Source organism: Mesorhizobium sp. M7A.F.Ca.ET.027.02.1.1 (assembly GCF_004022985.1).
Lineage (GTDB): Bacteria > Pseudomonadota > Alphaproteobacteria > Rhizobiales > Rhizobiaceae > Mesorhizobium.
In genome coordinates this window covers 1-20,174 of the sequence record NZ_RZOL01000072.1, presented here as the reverse complement: position 1 = coordinate 20,174, position 20,174 = coordinate 1, and the positions used below count along the sequence as shown (strand labels likewise).

20 protein-coding genes are annotated in these 20,174 nt (G+C 64.1%); 10 read left to right on the top strand and 10 right to left on the bottom strand.

The genetic code is table 11. The features are described 5' to 3' along the window. On the top strand, window positions 1-565 hold a 565-nt coding region (locus EN749_RS11240), incomplete at its 5' end, for an ABC transporter permease (RefSeq protein WP_145990901.1). A gap of 126 nt (window positions 566-691) precedes the next feature. Next, window positions 692-2,758 carry a 3-hydroxyacyl-CoA dehydrogenase NAD-binding domain-containing protein gene (locus EN749_RS11235; protein ID WP_128363156.1) on the top strand — a complete coding sequence of 689 codons (2,067 nt, stop codon included), beginning with the start codon at window positions 692-694 and terminating at the stop codon, window positions 2,756-2,758. Here the strand turns inward: EN749_RS11235 and EN749_RS11230 are convergent. Then, complete coding sequence (locus tag EN749_RS11230) at window positions 2,755-3,570, bottom strand: LuxR C-terminal-related transcriptional regulator (RefSeq protein ID WP_127396853.1); 816 nt, start codon at window positions 3,568-3,570, stop codon at window positions 2,755-2,757. The two genes, EN749_RS11235 and EN749_RS11230, sit on opposite strands and share 4 nt — an antisense overlap. A 114-nt stretch (window positions 3,571-3,684) precedes the next feature. Here EN749_RS11230 and EN749_RS11225 point away from each other — a divergent pair, with 114 nt between their 5' ends. The 6 genes from EN749_RS11225 (at window position 3,685) to EN749_RS11200 (ending at window position 9,552) form a co-directional block, all read left to right on the top strand. Then, window positions 3,685-4,821 (top strand): ABC transporter ATP-binding protein, encoded by a 1,137-nt coding sequence (locus EN749_RS11225; RefSeq protein WP_128363155.1) that lies wholly within the window; start codon window positions 3,685-3,687, stop codon window positions 4,819-4,821. Further along, window positions 4,802-5,965 (top strand): spermidine/putrescine ABC transporter substrate-binding protein, encoded by a 1,164-nt coding sequence (locus tag EN749_RS11220; RefSeq protein ID WP_127396851.1) that lies wholly within the window; start codon window positions 4,802-4,804, stop codon window positions 5,963-5,965. The genes EN749_RS11225 and EN749_RS11220 overlap by 20 nt, the downstream gene beginning before the upstream one ends. A 64-nt stretch (window positions 5,966-6,029) precedes the next feature. Next, on the top strand, window positions 6,030-6,893 hold the full coding sequence (locus tag EN749_RS11215) for an ABC transporter permease (protein ID WP_128363154.1): 864 nt from the start codon (window positions 6,030-6,032) through the stop codon (window positions 6,891-6,893). Beyond that, a complete protein-coding gene (locus tag EN749_RS11210) occupies window positions 6,893-7,705 on the top strand; it encodes an ABC transporter permease (protein ID WP_128289938.1) in 813 nt (270 codons plus the stop codon). The genes EN749_RS11215 and EN749_RS11210 overlap by 1 nt, the downstream gene beginning before the upstream one ends. Before the next feature lie 10 nt (window positions 7,706-7,715). Further along, complete coding sequence (locus EN749_RS11205) at window positions 7,716-8,477, top strand: glucose 1-dehydrogenase (protein ID WP_128363153.1); 762 nt, start codon at window positions 7,716-7,718, stop codon at window positions 8,475-8,477. A gap of 298 nt (window positions 8,478-8,775) precedes the next feature. Further along, complete coding sequence (locus EN749_RS11200; protein ID WP_128289936.1) at window positions 8,776-9,552, top strand: hypothetical protein; 777 nt, start codon at window positions 8,776-8,778, stop codon at window positions 9,550-9,552. Between the two features lie 119 nt (window positions 9,553-9,671). On the opposite strand, the gene EN749_RS11195 is transcribed toward EN749_RS11200, so the two are convergent. The 9 genes from EN749_RS11195 to EN749_RS11150 all read right to left on the bottom strand — a co-directional run bounded on the left by EN749_RS11195 (window position 9,672) and on the right by EN749_RS11150 (window position 17,905). Further along, a complete protein-coding gene (locus EN749_RS11195) occupies window positions 9,672-11,180 on the bottom strand; it encodes an aldehyde dehydrogenase family protein (protein ID WP_128363152.1) in 1,509 nt (502 codons plus the stop codon). Between the two features lie 20 nt (window positions 11,181-11,200). Beyond that, complete coding sequence (locus EN749_RS11190) at window positions 11,201-11,545, bottom strand: cupin domain-containing protein (protein ID WP_128363151.1); 345 nt, start codon at window positions 11,543-11,545, stop codon at window positions 11,201-11,203. Window positions 11,546-11,568: 23 nt separating this feature from the next. Continuing rightward, window positions 11,569-11,910: a cupin domain-containing protein gene (locus tag EN749_RS11185; RefSeq protein ID WP_128363150.1), complete on the bottom strand. Its 342-nt coding sequence runs from the start codon at window positions 11,908-11,910 to the stop codon at window positions 11,569-11,571. 17 nt (window positions 11,911-11,927) lie between these two features. After that, entirely contained in the window at window positions 11,928-12,278 is a 351-nt protein-coding gene (locus EN749_RS11180) for a cupin domain-containing protein (protein ID WP_128363149.1), read from the bottom strand. Between the two features lie 220 nt (window positions 12,279-12,498). Further along, the gene (locus tag EN749_RS11170; RefSeq protein ID WP_128363148.1) at window positions 12,499-13,773 is read right to left on the bottom strand and encodes a glycosyltransferase; all 1,275 of its coding nucleotides are present in this window, start codon (window positions 13,771-13,773) and stop codon (window positions 12,499-12,501) included. A gap of 12 nt (window positions 13,774-13,785) precedes the next feature. After that, the gene (locus tag EN749_RS11165) at window positions 13,786-14,859 is read right to left on the bottom strand and encodes an ABC transporter ATP-binding protein (RefSeq protein ID WP_128363147.1); all 1,074 of its coding nucleotides are present in this window, start codon (window positions 14,857-14,859) and stop codon (window positions 13,786-13,788) included. Then, complete coding sequence (locus tag EN749_RS11160) at window positions 14,856-15,650, bottom strand: ABC transporter permease (RefSeq protein ID WP_128289929.1); 795 nt, start codon at window positions 15,648-15,650, stop codon at window positions 14,856-14,858. The genes EN749_RS11165 and EN749_RS11160 overlap by 4 nt, the downstream gene beginning before the upstream one ends. Beyond that, window positions 15,643-16,485, bottom strand: a complete 843-nt coding sequence (locus tag EN749_RS11155; RefSeq protein ID WP_128289941.1) for an ABC transporter permease — start codon at window positions 16,483-16,485, stop codon at window positions 15,643-15,645. Before EN749_RS11155 ends, EN749_RS11160 begins: the two co-directional genes overlap by 8 nt. A 355-nt stretch (window positions 16,486-16,840) precedes the next feature. Next, entirely contained in the window at window positions 16,841-17,905 is a 1,065-nt protein-coding gene (locus EN749_RS11150) for a spermidine/putrescine ABC transporter substrate-binding protein (protein ID WP_128363146.1), read from the bottom strand. Window positions 17,906-17,923: 18 nt separating this feature from the next. Here EN749_RS11150 and EN749_RS11145 point away from each other — a divergent pair, with 18 nt between their 5' ends. Both EN749_RS11145 and EN749_RS11140 read left to right on the top strand, forming a co-directional pair. Further along, window positions 17,924-19,084 carry a GntR family transcriptional regulator gene (locus tag EN749_RS11145; RefSeq protein WP_245491347.1) on the top strand — a complete coding sequence of 387 codons (1,161 nt, stop codon included), beginning with the start codon at window positions 17,924-17,926 and terminating at the stop codon, window positions 19,082-19,084. Between the two features lie 10 nt (window positions 19,085-19,094). Beyond that, window positions 19,095-20,174 (top strand): glycosyltransferase (locus EN749_RS11140; protein ID WP_128363145.1); only part of this gene is annotated, 1,080 nt, incomplete at its 3' end.

The following is a 20,174-nucleotide window of genomic DNA, read 5'->3' as shown; positions in this document are numbered from 1 at the left end:
GGCCAGCTTCAGCATCCAGTCGATCGACATCAGCTACGGACGCGGCTTGCAGATCAAACCGCCGCCGGGCTTCGCCGATTTCGCCAACTGGCAGATACTCGGCATTCCGGTGCTGGCGATCCTCACCGTGCTGTTCACCATCGGTGCGGCGGTCGCCCTGCAGCGCATGATCTATGGCCGCTCGGTGCTGGCGATCGGCCAGAATATCCGCGCCGCCTGGCTCGCCGGCGTCAGTGTCGGCCGAATTCGTTTCCTCACCTACACGCTGTCGGGCGCGCTCGGCGGCATGGACGGCGCGCTGCTGGCCGGCTATTTCCGGGGGGCCAATGTCGATATCGGCAATGAGTATCTGCTGGCCTCGATTGCCGTCGTCGTCATCGGCGGCACGTCGGTCGCCGGCGGCAAGGCCAATGTGCCCGGGGTCTGGGGCGCGGCGCTGTTCCTGGTGCTGCTTTTGACCATGCTCAACACGTTTGGGGTGAGTGCCGGGGTGCGATTGCTGCTCACGGGGCTGATCATTGTCGGGGTGATCACGGCGGCGGGCGGGCAGAAGGCGCCGCGGTAGGCTCCGCCTTCGTCGTCCCAGGCCTGTAATCATTGTGCCAGGCCGACATCCGGTTCCCTTCGACGTCATGGCGCTGTAAATCCCGTTCGCGCGGCCACGGCCGCTGAATAGCGCTGGGAGGTTTGCGTGTCCGATTTCCTCAGGATCCACCGTGATGGCGACGTCGCCGTCGTCATTATCGACAACCCGCCGGTCAACGCGCTGAGCTTCCATGTTCGCGAACCGCTGATGCAGGCGCTGGTTGAGCTGCGCGACGATGCTTCGGTTGCCGCCATCGTCATTGCATGCGCCGGCCGGACCTTTGTCGCCGGCGCCGACATCACCGAATTCGGCAAGCCGATGCAGCAGCCCGAGCTACGCGCCATCGTGGCTGTGCTGGAGACCATCGCCAAGCCGACGGTGGCCGCCATCCACGGCACCGCGCTCGGCGGCGGGCTGGAGCTGGCGCTCGGATGCCATTTCCGCGTTGCCGATGCCTGCGCCAAGCTCGGCCTGCCGGAGGTGAAGCTCGGCCTGCTGCCGGGGGGCGGCGGCACGGTGCGGCTGCCGCGCCTGGTCGGCGCGGTGAAGGCGCTGAAGATGATCGTCTCCGGTACGCCGATCGGTGCGACCGAGGCGCATGAAGCCGGTCTCGTCGATGCCGTCTTCGACGGCGATCTGACGACGCATGCCGTGAACTTCGCCAGGGAAATTGCACGCAAGGGTGGCCCCTTCACGCCAGTGCGTGATCGCAATGAGGGGCTCAAGGAGACCGACCTCGCGGCTTTAGACGCCGAGGCTGCGGACCTCGCCAGGAAGGCGCGCGGGCTCGAGGCGCCGATCGCCTGTGCGCTGTCGGTGCGCAATGCCGTCACGCTGCCCTTCGATGCGGCACTGGCGGCGGAACGTGCGCTGTTCGTCAAGCTGGTCGGCAGCGATCAGTCGCGGGCGCAGCGTCATTTGTTCTTCGCCGAACGTGAGGCGGCAAAGCTTCCGGGCAAGGACACCGTCAAGCGCCGGATTGCCCGCGTCGGCGTCATCGGCGCCGGCACGATGGGCGGCGGCATCGCCATGGCTTTCGCCAATGGCGGCTATCCCGTAACCTTGCTGGAAACCAGCCACGAGGCCCTGCAGCGCGGCTTGGCGACGATCGACAGGAACTACTCGGTGTCCGTCACGCGCGGTTCGCTCAGCGAAGGCGCCAAGCGCGAGCGGCTCGCCCAGTTCAAGGGTTCCACCGACTATGCCGATCTCGCCGATTGCGACCTGATCGTCGAGGCGGTGTTCGAAGACATGGCGGTCAAGAAGGAGGTGTTCGGCAAGCTCGATGCCGTGGCCAAACCGGGCGCGATCCTCGCCACCAACACCTCCTATCTCGACATCAACGAAATCGCCGCTTCGACCTCGCGGCCGCAGGATGTGCTCGGCCTGCATTTCTTCTCGCCGGCCAATGTCATGAAGCTCCTGGAGATCGTGCGCGCCGACAAGACCGCGCCCGATGCGCTGGCGACCGTCGTCGACCTGGCGCGGCGGATCGGCAAGGTGGCCGTCGTCGTCGGCGTCTGCCACGGCTTCGTCGGCAACCGCATGCTGGCCGCGCGTGGCTCGGAATCGGAAGCGCTTCTTCTGGAAGGCGCGACGCCCAGCCAGATCGACCAGGTATTCACCGATTTCGGCTGGCCGATGGGGCCTTTCCAGATGGGCGATCTCGCCGGTCTCGACATTGGCTGGCGCAACCGCAAGGCGCGTGGCCTGTCGGCCGTGATCGCCGACACGCTGTGCGAACAGGGGCGTTTCGGCCAGAAGACCGGCCGGGGTTTTTACCTTTACGAGGCTGGCGCGCGTACACCAGTGCCGGATCCCGAGGTTGAAGCGCTGATCTGCGACAAGGCCGCCGAGAAGGGCATCGTGCCGCGCGCGATCAGTGCGGAGGAAATCATCGAGCGCACGCTTTACCCCCTGGTCAACGAGGGCGCCAAGATCCTTGAGGAAGGCATAGCGGCCCGTGCGTCCGACATCGATGTCGTCTGGGTCAATGGCTACGGCTTTCCCATCGGCAAGGGCGGACCGCTGTTCTGGGCTGGCCTCGAAGGCCCGGCCAGGATCATCGAGCGGCTCGAGTACTGGCATCAACGGACAGGCAAGGACGTGTTCAAGCCGGCGCCGCTGCTGAAGCAGATGGCCGAGACCGGATCGTGGGAAGCCGGCGGTTAGGGGTCCTGCCGGATCCGCGCGTCGATGATCTCGACGAAACGTGCGAACAGGCCGGCCTGCGACTTGATCTTGAGCTTGCGGTAGATGTTGCGGCGATGGACCTTCACGGTGCCCGGCACGATGCGCATTGCCCTGGCGATCGATTCCGTCGAATGCCCCTGCAGCACCAGGTCGACGACATGTTTTTCGCGCGGCGTCAGCGACAGGCTCTGCCAGATGTGGGCGCGGTCGAACTCGTTGACCGGAGTGGTCGTCTCGTCCTGCTGCGCTTCTGCCGGTTCATCGGCCGGAAGGATAGGCCAGCGCAGCCTGGCGAAGCTGATCACCGCCGGCGCCATGTCGCGCAGCAATCTGGCATCGGCGGTGCCGAACGGGCCTGAAGCGCGCAGCCGCATCAGTGAGAGCACCAGCGCATCCTTGCCCGGCAACGGCACGAAGAAGCCGACCTCCTCGGCCAGCCTGGTCTGGCTGTAGTAGGAGCGGAAATACTCGCTGGCATAGAAGCGGTCCGGCGCCAGTTCGCGCATGCGCCAGAAGCCTTCCTTGCGCTCGACCGCAGCATGATGGAACGGGTCGAGCAGATAGGGTCCCTCCTGATAGAGCGCGACGAAGACGTGGCTTTCGGCCGGCGAGAAGGTTTCGAACAGCAGCGGCGGGCGCGCCGCGCCGCGATAGCCGAACACCACGCAGTGGTCGAAGCCGACATGGAGCCGCAGCCAATCGACCAGCGCATTGCCGAACAGGTCGCCACTGGTCTCCCGCGTCGCCGCGACGAGCGTGGCGAGCTGGCTGTATTCGTCGCTGCGGGACAATCCATACCCCCTTAAACGAGAAAATAGATCAGATATACCACCTCAGAGGTATATACTAGCCGCCATTGGCTCTGGTAGCGTCCCGATATTGCCCTGTTGCTGGAGCCATCAGCCTTGACCGCAGTGCCCGACATCGAGTTTCGCGGCGTCACCAAGCGCTATGGCGCGGTGACCGCGGTCAGCGGCATCGATCTCGCTGTCCCGCCCTCCGCCTTTGTCGCGTTGCTCGGGCCGTCCGGCTGCGGCAAGACCACCTGCCTGCGCATGATCGGCGGCTTCGAACAGCCGAGCGAAGGCCAGGTGTTCATTCGCGGCCAGGACATGGCCGGCACGCCGCCCTACCGGCGGCCGGTCAACATGGTGTTCCAGCAATACGCGCTGTTTCCGCATCTCGATGTCGAGGACAATGTCGCCTACGGGCTGCGCCAGGCGCGACCAAGGCTGTCTTCGCGCGAGATCGCCTCAAGAGCGGGCGAGGCGCTCGAAATGGTGCGGCTCGCCGGCTATGGCCGCCGCAAGATCCATGAACTGTCGGGCGGCCAGCAGCAGCGTGTGGCGCTGGCACGAGCCCTGGTCAACAAGCCGGCGGTGCTCTTGCTCGACGAGCCGCTGGCTGCGCTCGACAAGAAGCTGCGCACCGACATGCAGATCGAGCTGCAGAACCTGCAGCGCGAGATCGGCATCACCTTCGTGCTGGTCACGCACGACCAGGAGGAAGCGCTGTCGATGAGCGATTTCGTCTGCGTCATGAACGGCGGCCGCATCGTCCAGCTCGGGCAGCCGAGCGAGATCTATGACGAACCGGCCGACCTGTTCGTCGCCGATTTCGTCGGCAAGACAAACCTGCTGAGCGGCACCGTCGCCGGACATTCGGGCGATCTGGTGGAGGTGGCGCTTGCCGATGGCACCGTCATTGCAGCGCGCAAGCGCACCGCCCTGCAGCAAGGTGAGGCCGTTTCGGTCAGCCTTCGTCCTGAATCGCTCAGTCTTGGTGCCCAGACAAGCGGTCCCTTCAAGGGCATCGTCCGCAACCGAATTTTCCTCGGCTCGACAGCGGAATACGCGATCGAGGTCCGGGGCATCGGAACGCTGCTGGCCAAGGCCGATCACCTGATCGGCCACGGCAATCTCTTCAAGCCGGGTGAACCCGTCGCCATCGGCTTTGCCTCCGGAACGCCCCTGGCGTTTGCGGAGACCAAGAACAACGGGGCCAACCAGAGGGTAGATAAACATGTCGAAATCATATCGTGACGGACTGCCGATAAGCCCCAAGAATTTTGTCGATCAGCTGATGCGTTTGAAGCGCGGCTCGATCGGCCGACGCGACTTTCTTGGCCTCACCGGCCTTGGCATTGCCACGGCGGTGATGGCGCGCGAGATCGGCATCATGCCGACACCGGCCTTTGCCGCCGAAAGCCTTGGCGACCGCATGTCGATCGCCACCTGGCCGAACTACCATGACCCGGCGACGTTCGAGAATTTCAAGAAGGACACCGGCGTCGCCGTCGAGGTCAACGTGTTCGGCTCCAACGAGGAGATGCTGGCCAAGCTGCAGGCAGGCGCCTCGGGCTGGAGCCTGTTCGTGCCGACCAACTACACGATCTCGACCTATAAGAAGCTCGGCATCATCGAGCCGCTGGAGATGGCGAAGCTGCCGAATTTCGACGGCTCGCAGCAAGATCCCCGCTTCACTGGGGAAGGCACGATCGATGCGGTGACCTATGCGGTGCCGAAGAACTGGGGCACCACCGGCTTTGCCGTCAACACGAAGAAGCTGACCAAGCCGATGACCACCTGGAAGGAGTTCTGGGATACCGCCATGGCCGAAGGCGACAGCCGCACCATGGTGCACGACTACCAGCTGACCACGATCGGCAATGCGCTGAAATATTACGGCTATTCGTTCAACTCGTTGAAGCAAGACGAGCTCGCCAAGGCGGAGGAACTGCTGCTCAAGGTCAAGCCGCATCTGTTCGCGGTCTCCTCCGACTACCAGCCCGGCATGCGTGCCGGCGACGCCTGGATGACGATGTGCTGGACGAACGATGGCGCGCAGCTGCATCGCGACATTCCCGAGATCGCCTATGTGCTGGGCAAGGAAGGCGGCGAGATCTGGACCGATTTCTACGCCATTCCGAAAGATGCGCCGAACAAGCCGGCCGGCTACGCCCTGCTCAACTACCTGATGAATCCGCAGGTGGCGGTGAAGGAGCATTTGGCCAATGGTGCGCCGTCGACCGATGCGCGGGTCAACAAGCTGCTGCCCAAGGAAGTGCTCGACAATCCGATCCTCTATCCGGCGGCCGACCTGTTGACGCCGCTGGAATTCGGCGCGGCGGCAACGCTGACCGATCCGGGCCGCGCCGAATTGATGGCGCGCTTCAAGTCGGCCTAAGGGGCGGTCTGGCGCGGACAATTGACCGGCGGGCATATGTCCGCCGGTATCGGGGCGGTTTTCAATGCGCGGCAATAGATTTCGTCACAACCTCACGACCGCTTTGCTGCTCGGTCCGGCGACCGCGTGGCTGGTGGTGTTTCTGGTGCTTCCATTCATTGCCATCGCGGTGTTCAGCGTCGGCGAACGGGCGCCGGAAGGCGGCTATCAAGCGGCTTTTACCTTCGCGCAATATGCCAATCTTCCGGCGCGGGCGGCTGCCTTCTGGAACACGATGGTGCTGGCGCCGATAGGGGCGCTCGCCTGTCTGCTCGTCGCTTATCCCGTTGCTTATTATCTCGCTCTGCGCGCACCGCAGCGCTGGCGGCTGATCCTGCTGGCGCTGGTCGTCATTCCGTTCTGGACCAGCCTTTTGATGCGGACCTACGCCTGGATGTATATCCTGGGCGGGCGCGGCATCCCGGCTCTGCTGTCCTATATCGGTTTCGAGGATATCAGGCTGATCAACACGCCGGGCGCGGTGCTGCTCGGCATCGTCTATGGCTACCTGCCGCTGATGATCCTGCCGATCTATGTCAGCCTTGAGCGGCTCGACCGCCGGCTGCTGGAAGCCTCCGCCGATCTTGGCGCGACGCCGCTCTCGACCTTCCTCGGCGTGACCCTGAAACTGTCGCTGCCGGGCGTGATGACCGGCTTCTCGCTGGTCATGATCCTGCTGCTGGGCGAATATCTGATCCCGACGCTGCTTGGCGGCGGCAAGGTGTTCTTTATCGGCAATGCCCTGGTCGACCTGTTCCTGCAGTCGCGCAACTGGCCGTTCGGATCGGCCATCGCGATCACGCTGGTGCTGGTCTCGGTGGTGGTGCTGATTGCCGCCAACCGCATTTCGACCCGGGTTTCGGGCGCGCGCCGGGTGGATTTGATCTGATGCGCGCCTTCGTCATTCTGGTGTTCGCCTTCCTCTATCTGCCGATCGCACTGGTCGTGCTGTTCTCCTTCAACGCCGGCCACCATGCCAGCGAGTTCACCGGCTTTTCGGTGCAATGGTACGGCAAGGCGCTGGCGAACCCGTTCCTGGTCGAAGCGCTGAAGAACAGCCTGTTCATCGCCACCACCAGCGCCTTGCTGGCGGCGTTGTGCGGCACGGCGGCAGCACTCGGCCTGGCTCGCGTCGGCATCAGAACACGCGCGGTCTTCGATGCGCTTCTGGGCGCCGCGATCGTCGTTCCGGGCGTCGTCATCGGCATTTCGACACTGGTCGCGCTCGTCCAGCTGTTCACGGTCGTCAATCCGTTCCTCGCCTCGATCTGGCCCGACGACCAGCCGCCGCGCCTGGCGCTCGGCTACGGCTCGATCATCGCGGCGCACGGCCTGTTCTCCATGGCGCTGGTGACGATGATCGTCGGCACGCGTCTCGGCAGCCTCGACCGCAATCTGGTCGAGGCGTCGAGCGATCTCTACGCGACGCCATTGACGACGTTCCGCTCGATCGTGCTGCCGCAGATCATGCCGGCCGTCGTTGCCGGTTTCCTGCTCGCCTTCACCTTCTCCTTCGACGATTTCATTGTGGCCTTCTTCGTCGCCGGGGCGCAGACGACGCTGCCGATCTATGTCTTCGCGTCGATCCGGCGCGGCGTGACGCCGGAGATCAACGCCATCGCGACGATCGTGCTCGTCGCTTCCGTGCTGCTTGTGGTGCTTGCCCAATGGCAATTGCGCCAGCGCAAGCCGTCGAACTGAAAGTCGCATCATGATCCTCAAAGACCGCATCGCCGTCGTGACCGGCGCCGGCTCCGGCATCGGGCGCGCCGGCGCCATGATCATGGGCAGGGAAGGCGCGGTGGTCGTCATCGCCGACAGGGATCAGGCCGCCGGCGAAGCAACGGCTTCGGACATAAGGGCAGTGGGCGGGCAGGCCGAGGCGATCGCCACTGACGTCGCGGACGATGGGGCGCTGGAAAAGCTCATTGCCGGCACGATCGAGAGGCACAGGCGCATCGACATCCTGCACAATCACGCCGGCATCCAGGTCGGCGGAACGCTGACCGAGGTCGAGGTCGGCGGCATGGACGCGTCATGGCGGGTCAATGTGCGGGCGCAGTTCCTGGCGGCCAGGATGGTCATGCCGTCGATGATCGCACGAGGCGGCGGTGTCATCCTCAACACCGCCTCCAATTCGGGCGTGTTCTACGACCGCGAGATGATCGCTTACGCCACTTCCAAACACGCGGTAGTGGCAATGACGCGGCAGATGTCGCTCGACTATGCCCGGCACAATGTCCGCGTCAACGCGCTCTGCCCGGGCTGGGTCGACACGCCGTTCAACGAACCGTTCATCGCCCAGATGGGCGGACGCGAGGCGATCGAAACCTATGTCCGCACCAAGATTCCGATGGGACGCTGGGCCAGCGCCGATGAGATCGCGGAAGCGATCCTGTTCCTCGTCTCCGACCGCTCATCCTTCATGACCGGCCAGGCGCTGGTAATCGACGGCGGTGAAAGTATCGGCTGAGACTTGTGCTTTCTTTATCAATTTCCCTGTTTCAAAGCCTTTCCGATATACCACGTCACGACTTTCACCCATGCCGCTGGATGCCGGCAGGACTATAGTCCTGCCGGCATGGGACTTCAGTGCCATCGCCGTTCACGAGCGCTGATTCGTGTTTAATATCAGATGGTTATGTTTCGGGCTGAGCGCCAGATCGCGTATTGAGACAGCATTTGTCTAAAGTTTACTCTGTACAATTAGCGATTTCTCATAGGACGGTCGCTAGCGGTCGGGCCAGGTGACGATTCCCGAGGAGATTACCATGACAAACCGGAAAACTCTGTTCGCGGCGCTTGCCGCATTGGCGCTTCTGGCGTCTCCGGCGCTCGCCGGAGCCGGCGGCAACGGGCACGGCGGCGGCAATGGCGGTGGCAACGCCGGCGGCAACGGCAACGGCGGGGGCAATGCAGGCGGTAACGGCGGCAATAGCAATGGCAAGAGCGGCGCTTCGCACGGCAAGTCGTCGTCGGCTCGGGGGCAGGTGGCAAAGGCCAAAACGGACGACACCACGGTCGACAAGACCACAAAGGTCTCGTCGGTCCCCAAGGAGAAGAACATCCACGCCAAGCTCGGCCGGCTGAACTCGCTTCAGCGCAACATCAACGCCTATATGAACTCGAAGAGCAAGAAGTTCGCTGCCATCCAGGCCTTCGTGACGCAGTCCGCCAAAGCCAAGGTCGCTCAGGCCGCCGCTGAAGCGGCCCAGGAGAAGCTGGATGCGCTGAATTCGCAGTTGAACGCGCTGACGTCGCTGACGCCCGAGCAGATTGCGGCCATGACGCCCGAAGATCAGGCGGCCTTGCCTGGGAAGATAACGGATCTGGAGGCCGAAATCACTGCCCAGGAGGCAGAGGTCACCGCCGCCAATGAGGCGGCTGCCGCGGCAGAGGTCGGCACCGATGATGCATCGCTCGACGCGGCACTGGCGGATATGGCCAACAAGCCGGTCGACGCTGCGGTCACGTCCTGGGCTCAGGGCGTCCTTGCCGACAAGATCGACCAGACGGCCGCCGCGATGGAAGCAGAAACGACGCCGTAACGACTTGCCGTTGAAACGGCAGTAGCCAATCGAAGAAAGATGCCGCCGGGCTTCGCCCGGCGGCATCGCTTTTTCCCGGCCATGGACTGGCTATCCGGAGCTGGCGAGGTTCGAAACACTCAGACGTGCTTGCGGCCACCGGTCTCGCGGAACCAGCTGTCGGGGTACGGATACCACCATTCCTGGATTGCAGGCTTGTGGTCGATGATCACCATTTTGGAGCGGCGGAAGGCGTCGAGCCCCTGGCGTCCGAGTTCGCGGCCGAGGCCCGAGGCCTTCCAGCCGCCGAAGGGCAAGGCATCATTGTCGATCAGCGGGTTGTTGACCCAGACCATTCCGGCTTCGAGCCGTTCAGCCGCCTCGTGGGCTTCGGCCAGATCGGTGGTGAAGACAGAGGCGCCGAGCCCAAACGGGCTGTCATTGGCAAGCCGGATCGCCTCATCGAAATCCCTGACCCGGCAGATGGCGGCGACCGGTCCAAAGCATTCTTCGCGCACGATTGCCATGTCCGGGGTGACGCCGGTCAGGATCGTCGGCTCGTAGAACCAGCCGGTGTTGTGCGCGGGCGGGATGCGCCCGCCGGTGACTGCTACGGCGCCATGGGCAATGGCGTCGTCCACAAGGCGCATCACCTTTGTCCGCGCGCTTTCGCTGACCAGCGGTCCGATCTCGGTCTTGTCCATGCCGTTGCCGATGCGCAGCGCCCGAGTCCTTTCGGCGAACAGCTCGACGAAGCGGTCATGAACGGCGTCGACGACGAAGAAACGCTCGGCGGAGGTGCAGACCTGGCCGGTGAGATGGAAGGCCGCGGTGACGCTGCCGGCCGCCGCGATCTCAAGCGGCGCGTGTTGGCTGACGATCAGCGGATCGCTGCCGCCGGCCTCGATGACGCAAGGCTTCATGCGTTCGGCGCAGGCCACCGCCACCGCCTTGCCGGCGGCGACCGAGCCGGTGAAGGCAACCGCATGGGTGCGTTCGGAGGCGATCAGCGCCTGCGCCGTAGCCGCTCCACCAGGCAGGCAGGAGACCAGCCCTTCCGGCAGCGAGCGGAACACGGTCATGTAGTCCAGCGTCGACAGCGTCGTCGCCTCGGCCGGCTTGATGACGCAGGCATTGCCGGCGGCGAGCGATGCGGCGACCGTCCAGCACATCAGCAGGATCGGGAAGTTGTAGGGCATGATGTGGACGGAGACGCCATAGGGCTCGTAGCGCGCATATTGGAACGAACCGGCCTGCGTCGTGCCGGCGATCTTGCCGGCATCGTCGCGCGCCATCTCGGCATAGTAGCGGAAGATCGGCGCGCAGTTGGCGATCTCGCCGATCGCTTCGGGGTAGGGCTTGCCCATCTCGCGCACCATCAGCTCGGCGCAGCGGGTGAAGTCGGCCGCCTCGATGGCGTTGGCGACGGCATGCAGGTGCTTGGCGCGGCTCTTGGCGTCGAGCTTTTTCCAGGCGGCCTGCGCCCTGGTCGCGGCGGTGAGCACGGCATCGATCTCGCTATCGCTGGCTGCAGCGATGGCGCCGACTGTTTCGATCGTCGCCGGATCGATCACCGGCTTTGCCGTGCCTGCCATTGGCCGGTAGTCCGGGTTGACGAAGAAGGTCGGCCGGTCAGGGGAGAAATCCATGGACATCCTCTCGGATCCGCTCAGCGGATCATGTAGACCTTCTTGATCGTCTCATGGACGGTGCAGACGCCCTTCCAGTCCTGCGGGAAGAAAGCTGCGGTGTCCGGTTCGATCTCGATGACCTCGCCGGATTCGTGGACGTAGGTGCAGCGTCCTTCGAGGAAGTGGCAGAACTCGTCGCGGGTGACATGGCAGTGCCATTTCCCTGGTGTGCAGACCCAAAGCCCGCATTCGGAGCGGCCTTCCTGCCCCTTGTACAGCAGCTTGCCCGAGGTGTGGGATTGCCCCTCGATCATGGTCGGTATGACGCCCCAGTCGACGAGGTCGGTAATGGTGAGCGGGGATTTCATGATGGGTGTGGTCATGTCGATTTCCTTGAAAAGAGTGCTCAGCGGCACATGAAGGCCTTGGTCAGCGTTTGCGTGATGATGGAGATGCCGTTCCAGCCGGCGGGGAAGAATACAAGCGTGCCGGCCTCGACCGGGATCTCTTCGCCGTCGTCATGGACATAGCTGCCACGGCCTGAGAGGAAATGGCAGAACTCGTCGGCGCCAAAGGTGACCTTGCGCGTGCCCGGCGTGCATGACCACAGGCCGCATTCGCTCGATCCGTCCGGGTTCCGGGACAGGACCCTGCCCGAGGCGCGCGGCGAACCGGCGAGCGTGTTGCTGCCCGCGCCCCAGTCCTCCAGTTCCACGCTCGAGGCCTTCGGCCAGTGCGGTGTCGGCATGTCGTCAAGCTCCGTGGTCAGGCCAGCATGTAGACGTTGCGCATGGTCTCATGCACGGTGCATTCACCCGTCCAGCCGGCCGGGAACATGACCACGGTGCCGGCCGAGACTTCTACCACTTCACCGACATCCGACCGGTAGGTCGCGCGGCCGGCGACGAAATGGCACAATTCATCGCGCGGGATGCTCAGGCGCCAGCGGCCTGGCGTGCACACCCAGATGCCGGATTCCGGCTGGTTGTTCGGGCCTTTGTGCACGAGCCTGCCGGTGGAGTGCGAAGCGCCTTCCAACGCATCCGGCTGGGCGCCCCAGTCCACGAGATCGGTTCGGGTCGAGGCCTGGTGGAGGTGTGGAGCGGAGGAAGTCATAGGGGCGCTCCATGATCAAACGCGATCCGTTGCCGCTCTATGAGGCCCCCCTCTGTCCTGCCGGACATCTCCCCCTCAAGGGGGGAGATTAGCAGTTCCTGCGGCGGCGTTTTCCTTACGACCCTTGCGGTTGGCGAAAGCGGTGATGACAGCCAATCTCCCCCCTTGAGGGGGAGATGGCCGGCAGGCCAGAGGGGGGTGCTCAGGCTCGACATATCACTCACAGCAACCCCTCCAACAACCCGGCTGCTTTCTCCGGCCCATTCTGCGCGCGCATCTGCGCCGATGTCTTCGCCAGCTTGGCTTTCATCGCCGGGTCGGTCAGGCAGGTTTCGATTTTGGCAATCAGCTCGGCATCGGTCCAGTCGTAGCGCGGCATGCCGAAGCCGTGGCCGGTTTCCTCTACGCGGGTGGCGTTGTCGTGGCCGTCCCAGACATAGGGCATGATGATCGCCGGCTTGCCGAAATAGAGGCACTCGGTGAAGGAGTTGTTGCCGCCATGGTGGATCACCGCATCGACCTGCGGGATGACCGAAGGCTGCGGGAACCAACTCTCGACGATCACGTTGGCGGGCACGTCCGTGTACTGGTCCTTGTAGCCGCCGACATTGACCAGAGCCCGGTAGCGCGTCTTGCCCAGCGTCGCGATGATGCGCTTCAACAGCTCGACATCGCCGGCGCCGAGGCTGCCGAAGGAGACATAGAGCAGCGGCCCGTCATTGTTTTTGGCGAATGTCGGCACCGTGTAGGGTTTCTCCTGCCGCACGCAGCCTTCCAGATACTGGAACTTTGCCGGGTCGAGCGGATGGCGGCGCTTGAACTTTGCCGCTTCGGGATAGAGCAGCAGGTTCAAATAGGGCGAGGCCTCGAAGAACTGGCCGATCGGATAAGGCGCCTCGTTGTTGGCGGCGAGGAAGGCGTTGAAGTCGTCATGGATCGGCTTGATCACCGCGTTGAAATGATCGCGGTAGCGCTGGTGACCGGCATGGTCGTTCTCGCCGCAGCCGGAGAGATGGGGCGGGATGTCCTCGTCGTCGATCTCGTTTTCCGAGCAGGAGATGACGCGCACCCAGGGTTTGCCGAACTGCTTGATGGCCGGAAACAGGATGACATTGTCGACGCAGATCACATCCGGCTTGATGGCTGAGAGAACGCGCGGCAGATCCTTCTGCGCCCATTTGGCGCTGTCGACGATCGCCGTCCAGCAATCCTTGACGTAATTGTCGACCTGATCGTAAGGCGATTTGCGGAAGTTCGGGATGTGGCCGTTGATGAAATCCTCCCAGAATTTGGCCATCTGCTCGGGCGGCATCGGCTCGGACAGGTTCACCGGATGCGCCTCGAAACCGTAGCCCTTGTAGACATCGACAAAGCCAGGGTCGGACAGGAAAACGGCTTTGTGGCCGCGCGCCTCGACCGCCTGGGCGATGCCGACGGAATTGAGCGCCGGGCCGTAGGCCGCTTCTGGAAAAAACGCGATCGTCTTCTGCGCCATCAGGCTTCTCCTTTATTCTGCGAAAACTCTGACATCGGCGGCGTCCCAGCCGAGTTCGACCTGATCTCCCGACGCGACCGGCCGGCGGTCGGCGGCATCAGCGGTGACGCGCACCAGGAATGGCTTTGGCGACAGAGGTGTGCGGACATGCAGCTGCAGGTCGAGCCCCTGATAGGCCAGCGCCTCGACCGTGCCGGTGGTGCGGTTGGCGTTCTCCACCGACGGGAACAGCCGGATGCGCTCGGGCCGCACCGACGCGACAGCAGATGCACCGGCTGTGAGTGTGGCGGGCACTTTGCCGGCGATACGCGCTCCGTTGGCAGCCACTACACCGTCGGTGGCGGCTTTACCGGGCACAAAATTCATCACGCCGATGAAGTCGGCGACGAAACGGTCGGCCGGATGCTCATAGATCGCGTGCGGCGTGTCGCATTGCAGCAGTCTGCCGTCTTTGAGCACCGCCATGCGGTCGGCCATCACAAGCGACTCCTCCTGGTCATGGGTGACGATGACGAAGGTAATGCCGACCTCGTGCTGCAGGCGCTTCAGTTCCAGCTGCATGGCGCCGCGTAGTTTCTTGTCGAGCGCGCCAAGCGGCTCGTCGAGCAGCAGCAGACGCGGCCGCTTGACCAGCGCGCGGGCGAGCGCGACGCGCTGCTTCTGGCCGCCCGACAGTTGCTCCGGCTTGCGGTCGGCGAAGGGGACCAGCTCGGTTGTCGCCAGGATGGCGTCGACGCGGGAGCGGATTTCAGCCGCCGGCAAACGTTCCATCTCCAGGCCGTAGGAGACATTGGCGCGGACGCTCATATGAGGAAACAGGGCATAGGATTGGAACATCAGATTGACTGGCCGCTTGTTGGGCGGGGTTTTGGCAATGTCGCGGCCGTCGAGCAGGATGCGCCCGTCATTGGGCGTCTCGAAGCCTGCCAGCATGCGCAGCAGCGTGGTCTTGCCGCAGCCCGACGGGCCGAGCAGCGCGAAGAACTCATTCTCGCGGATGTCGAGCGAGATGCCGTCGACGGCGGTTACCCGGCCGAAATTTTTCGACACATGATCGATGGCCAGAAGCGTGCGGGGTTCGCTCATTGGCCTATGATCCCACGGTTGAGCCGCTGCGACAGGGTCAGCGCGGTGATCGAGACCGCCATGACGATGGTCGCCAGCGCGTTGATCTCCGGCGTAATGCCGAAGCGGATCATGGCGTAGATCTGCATCGGCAGCGTCGTCGATGCGCGGCCGGCGCCGGCGGTGAAGAAGGCGATGATGAACTCGTCGACCGAGAGCGTGAAGGCGAGCAGCGCGCCGGCGATCACCGCCGGCGCGATGACCGGCAATGTCACCCGCCTGAACGTGGTGAGCGCGGAGGCGCCGAGATCGGCGGAGGCCTCGACGATCGACCAGTCGAAGCTCTTCAGCCTTGCGCGCACCACCGAGCAGACGAAGGCGAGATTGAAGACGACATGGGCGAGGATGATCGTGTGCAGGCCCATGGTCAGATTGAGCATCGAGAAGAACGACAGCAGCGCGATCGCCAGCACGATGTCGGGAATGATCATCGGCGCGAAGATCAGTGCTTCGAGGCCCTTGCCGTACTGCCGGCGCATCTCGATGCCGATCGCCAGCAGCGTGCCGAGCAATGTTGCGATTGCGGTCGACACCAGTGCCACGATCAGCGTGTTGAGCGCGGCGGAGAGGATCGCCGAATTGTCGGCCAGCGAGGCATACCATTTCAGCGAGAATCCCGACCACGCCGTTGGCAGCCCGCCTTCGTTGAAGGACAGCGCCACCAGCACGGCGATCGGGATGTAGAGGAAAGCGAAGACCAGGCTCAGCACGAGCCAGAGCGTGCGCCGCGTGGCGGGAGAGCGCTCAGCCATCGGTGTCTCCGCCGGCTCGCGCGGCGTGGCCCGAGGCGCGATTGGCGGCCAGCGCCTGCGCCATCAGCACCAGAAGCATGATGGCGATCAGCGCCATCGCGAGCGCGGCGCCGAACGGCCAGTCGTTGGCGGTCAGGAACTGGTCATAGACGAGGTTGCCGATCATCTGGAAGCGGCCGCCGCCAAGCAGCGCGGGCGTGACGAAATTGCCGATCGACAGCACGAAGACGAACACCGCGCCGGCGGCGATGCCCGGCACGGTCAGCGGCAGGATGACACGCCGGAATGTGGTGGCGGCAGAGGCGCCGAGGTCACGCGAGGCTTCGGCCAGTTCCGGGTTGAGGCGCGACAGTGGCGCGTAGCAGGCAAGGATGACGAAGGGGAGATAGTTGTAGACCAGACCGGCGATAACCGCGCCTTCCGTATAGAGCATCGATGGCGGCTCGCCGGTGTAGCCGAACCAGCGCAACAACTGCGTGATCAGGCCTTCGCGGTTGAGCAGCACGATCCAGGCATAGGTGCGGATCAGGTAATTGGACCAGAACGGCAGCACGGCGAAGAACAGGAACACCGGCTGCCACCGGCGCGGGGCGGCTGCGATGGCGTAGGCGGCGGCATAGCCGATCACCACCGCGATCAGGGTGGCGGTGCCGGCGATGCGCGCCGAATTGAGGAAGATGCCGGCATAGAGCGGATCGAAGACCAGCCCGAAATTCTCCAGCGTAAAGGTATATTCGATACCGCCATAGATGCCGCGCCGGAAGAAGGCGAGCGCCAGCACCAGCGCGCACGGCACCACCATCAAGGCCGCGAGCCAGGCCAGTGCCGGGGCCATCAGCAGGGAGGAGCGGGAGGGGAGGTGCTTCACGAAGTACCCCCCTCTGCCCTGCCGGGCATCTCAGCGACCAAAGACCCCCTCACCCGGATTGCCATCCGAATTGCGAAGGGCAATTCGGGGCAATCCGACCTCTCCCCGAGGGGAGAGGAGGTCGCTGGCGCCGGCGCTTTCCTCTTCTCCCCCACGGGGAGAAGGTGGCCGCGAAGCGGCCGGATGAGGGGGTGCTGCGCTGGAGATTGGCGACAGGCCATAACCCAGCGAATCTCCCCCCTTGAGGGGGAGATGGCCGGCAGGCCAGAGGGGGGCGCGAAGGAACGCAAGCTTGCTTCCAGCTACCGAAGTGGCGCGCCGCCTACTGCGCCGCCTTGATCTCGCTGACGATCTTCGAATAGTCGCGCTGGGCGTCGCCGACGTCGCGCAACTGCTCGAACTTGACGAGGTCGGCCACCGGCATCGCCATGTTGGGGAATTTGGCCAGGAAATCGGCCGGCAGGCTTTCCATGGCTGGCTTGTTCGGCACCTTGTAGTCGATGTTCTGCGCCGCCCAGGCGTGGTTCTTGGCGTCGAGCATGAAGTTGATGAACTGGAAGGCGGCATCCTTGTTGGCGGAGGCCTTCATCACCACCATCGTGTCAACCCAGAGGTCGGAGCCTTCCTTGGGAATGACGTATTTGATCTCGGGCTTTTCGGCGATGCCGTAATTGCACCAGCCGTCCCATGCCTGCACCATCAGCGCCTCGCCGGACACCAGCTTGGAATAGAAGGTGGTGTCGTCATAGGCGAGCAGGGTCTTCTTGGCCGAGATCAGCAGATCCTTGACCTCAGCCATCTTGGCCGGGTCGGTTTCGTTGACCGAATAGCCCTTGTCGAGCTGGCCGGCGGCCAGCAGCCAGCGGTCGGTCGCCAGCATGGTGGTCTTGCCCTTCAATTCGTCGGATGGCGCGAGCAGGTCGCTCCAGCTGGTGGGCGCAACCTTCATCAGGTCCGAACGGTAGCAGAGGCCGGTCGTGCCCCAGGTGTAGGGCACCGAGAATGCATTGCCGGCATCGTGCGGCAGCTTGGTTGCCTCGGGATAGAGATTGGTGAGGTTCGGTATCTTGGCGTGGTCGATCGGCTCGGTCAGGCCGAGCTTGTTCAGCACCTCGGCGAAGGGCGAAGAAACGAAGACCACGTCATAGCCCTTGCCGCCGGCGGCGATGAGCTTGCCCATGATCTCTTCATTGGTGGCGTGCACCACCACTTCGCCCGAAACGCCGGTCGCGGTCTTGAAGGCGGCCATGGCGTCGGGCGCAATGTAGCCGTCCCAGTTGGAAATGACGAGGTCGGCAGCCGTCGCCGGCGCGGACAGCGCCAAGGCCAGGCCAAGTGCGATCGAAGATGTTTTCAGCGCACGGCGCCGCAGGCTGGTAGCGGTCATGACAGACTCCCATTTCGGTTGATCGTCGAATTGCATTCGCCGGACCAACGCTTGCGACCCTTGCCGCTGCCTCGATCCCGTTCCCTCGGTCTTTTTCTCGCCGATTGCCCTGACAGTACTATTGCAGAAAAAAGTACGTCAATCCATAATTTGCTAAGCGATCGTGAAATCTGGCCGATTGCGTCCGTGCGGGCGATCGGTCAGATCAATGCGGTCATGTCGTTTTCCACGAGACCAGTCATGCAAGCCGCAGCCCGACGACCTCGCACCAACCACCTCGATCTGGCGCAGCGCATCCTGGATGTGGCGCGGCAGCGCGGTTTTGAGCCCGGCGCACGCTTGCCGGAGCAGCAGATCGCTTCGTTGTGCAATGTCTCGCGCACGCCGGTGCGGGCGGCTCTCGGCCTGCTCGCTGAACGGGGTGTCGTGCGCTGGGAGGCAGATTCCGGTTATCACCTGGCCATCGACCTCACCGCGCAGGCTTCAGTCGCCACGGAACTGCCCGCCGCCGAGGAGGACGAGTTGGCCGAGGCGATCCTGCGCGACCGGTCGGCGCGTCGGCTGGACCAGACGGTGACCGTCGCGGGGCTGATACGGCGCTACAGTGCCGAGCGCAAGACGGTACTAAAAGCACTCAACAAACTGACCGAAGAGAATTTGTTGGACCGAGCGCCTGGCCAGTCCTGGCTGTTTCGGCGCACGCCCGACGATCCAGAGGCGCAAGGCGACAGCTATGAGTTCCGCTTGCTGCTGGAACCCGCGGCCATCCTGACGCCGGGCTTCCGGCTGGACGGCGCGCGGGCGGCGACGTTGCGCCAGGCTATGGAAGCGCTGGTGGCGCTGCCGGACGCCGCATTCGATACACGCGAGTTCCAGCGGCTGGACATCGATTTTCACGGCATGCTCGCCGAGGGCTGCGCCAACCGCTTCATCGCCGACGCGCTGGCCGATCACCTCAGGCTGCGCCGGCTACCGGGCATCTATACCGGCGTCAACGTCTTCCGCTTGCGGCAATCGCTGCGCGAACACCTTGTTATACTCGACCATCTTGAAAGCCTGCAGTATGAGGTGGCGGCCGATCTGCTTCGCATTCATCTGCGGCTCTCCCGCAACCAGCGACCGCAAGCGGCCAGTCGCGGGGCGCCCGCCCTGTTCGGCATGATCAGCCGGCCGGAATGACGAGGATTAATTGACGCGTAAAGCCAGCCCGACCATCGCGCTGTTCCCCGAAGCCAGTTTCGGCGCGGCGTTGAATTGCGTCGGCATCGCGCAGGCATTGCGTGCCAAGGGCGCCCGGCCCGTCTTCATTTGCCATGCCGGCTTCTCCGGCGTCTTTGCCGACTATGGTTTCCAGGAATACCAGCTGCCGACCGACGAGCCGCTGAGCGACAGCGAACGCCAGAGCTACTGGCAAGCCTTCGTGCGCAGGCACCTGCCGCATTTCAGGCTGAGCCCGATCGACCAGCTGGAAACCTATGTCGCGCCGACCTGGCAGGCGATCGTCGACACCGCGGTCAATGCCGAGGCGCCGCTGCGCCAATTGCTGGCGCGGCTGAAGCCGGATGCGGTGGTGCTCGACAATGTCATCATGTTCCCGGCGATATCAGCCGCCGGCTGTCCCTGGGTGCGTGTCGTCTCCTGCGCCGAGACCGAGCTGCCGGATGCCAATGTGCCGCCCTATCTGTCGGGGCTTGGCGCCGACGACCCGCAACGCGCGGCTTTCGAGGCAAGGTATCTGGCGGCTTGCGCGCCCGCGCATGACCGCTTCAACCGCTTTCGGGCGGATGCCGGCCTGGCGCCGCTGCCGAAGGGCCTGTTCCTCGAGACGTCGCCCGACCTCAATCTGTTGCTGACGCCATCGATCGTGCGCCGCGAGCGCGCCGAGCCGCTCGACCCGGACCGCTTCGTCTATCTAGAAGGCTGCGTGCGTTCGGAAGGGCCACTCGAGGTGCCGGTGTTTCCGCGCAATGGCGGGCCGCTTGTCTATGTCAGCTTCGGCAGCCTCGGCGCCATGGATGTGGGCCTGATCGAGCGCATGTTGGGGGTGTTCGACAGACTGCCGGCGCGCTTCATCGTCAATGTCGGCGGCCTGCGCGACGCCTATCGCGCGGTGCCGGACAATGTCTATCTCGACGCCTGGTTTCCACAGCCCTCGGTGGTGGCGAAATCGGACCTGTTCATCCATCACGGCGGCAACAACAGTTTTTGCGAAGCACTGCGCTTCGGCGTGCCGTCACTGATCATGCCCTATTGCTGGGACGGACACGAC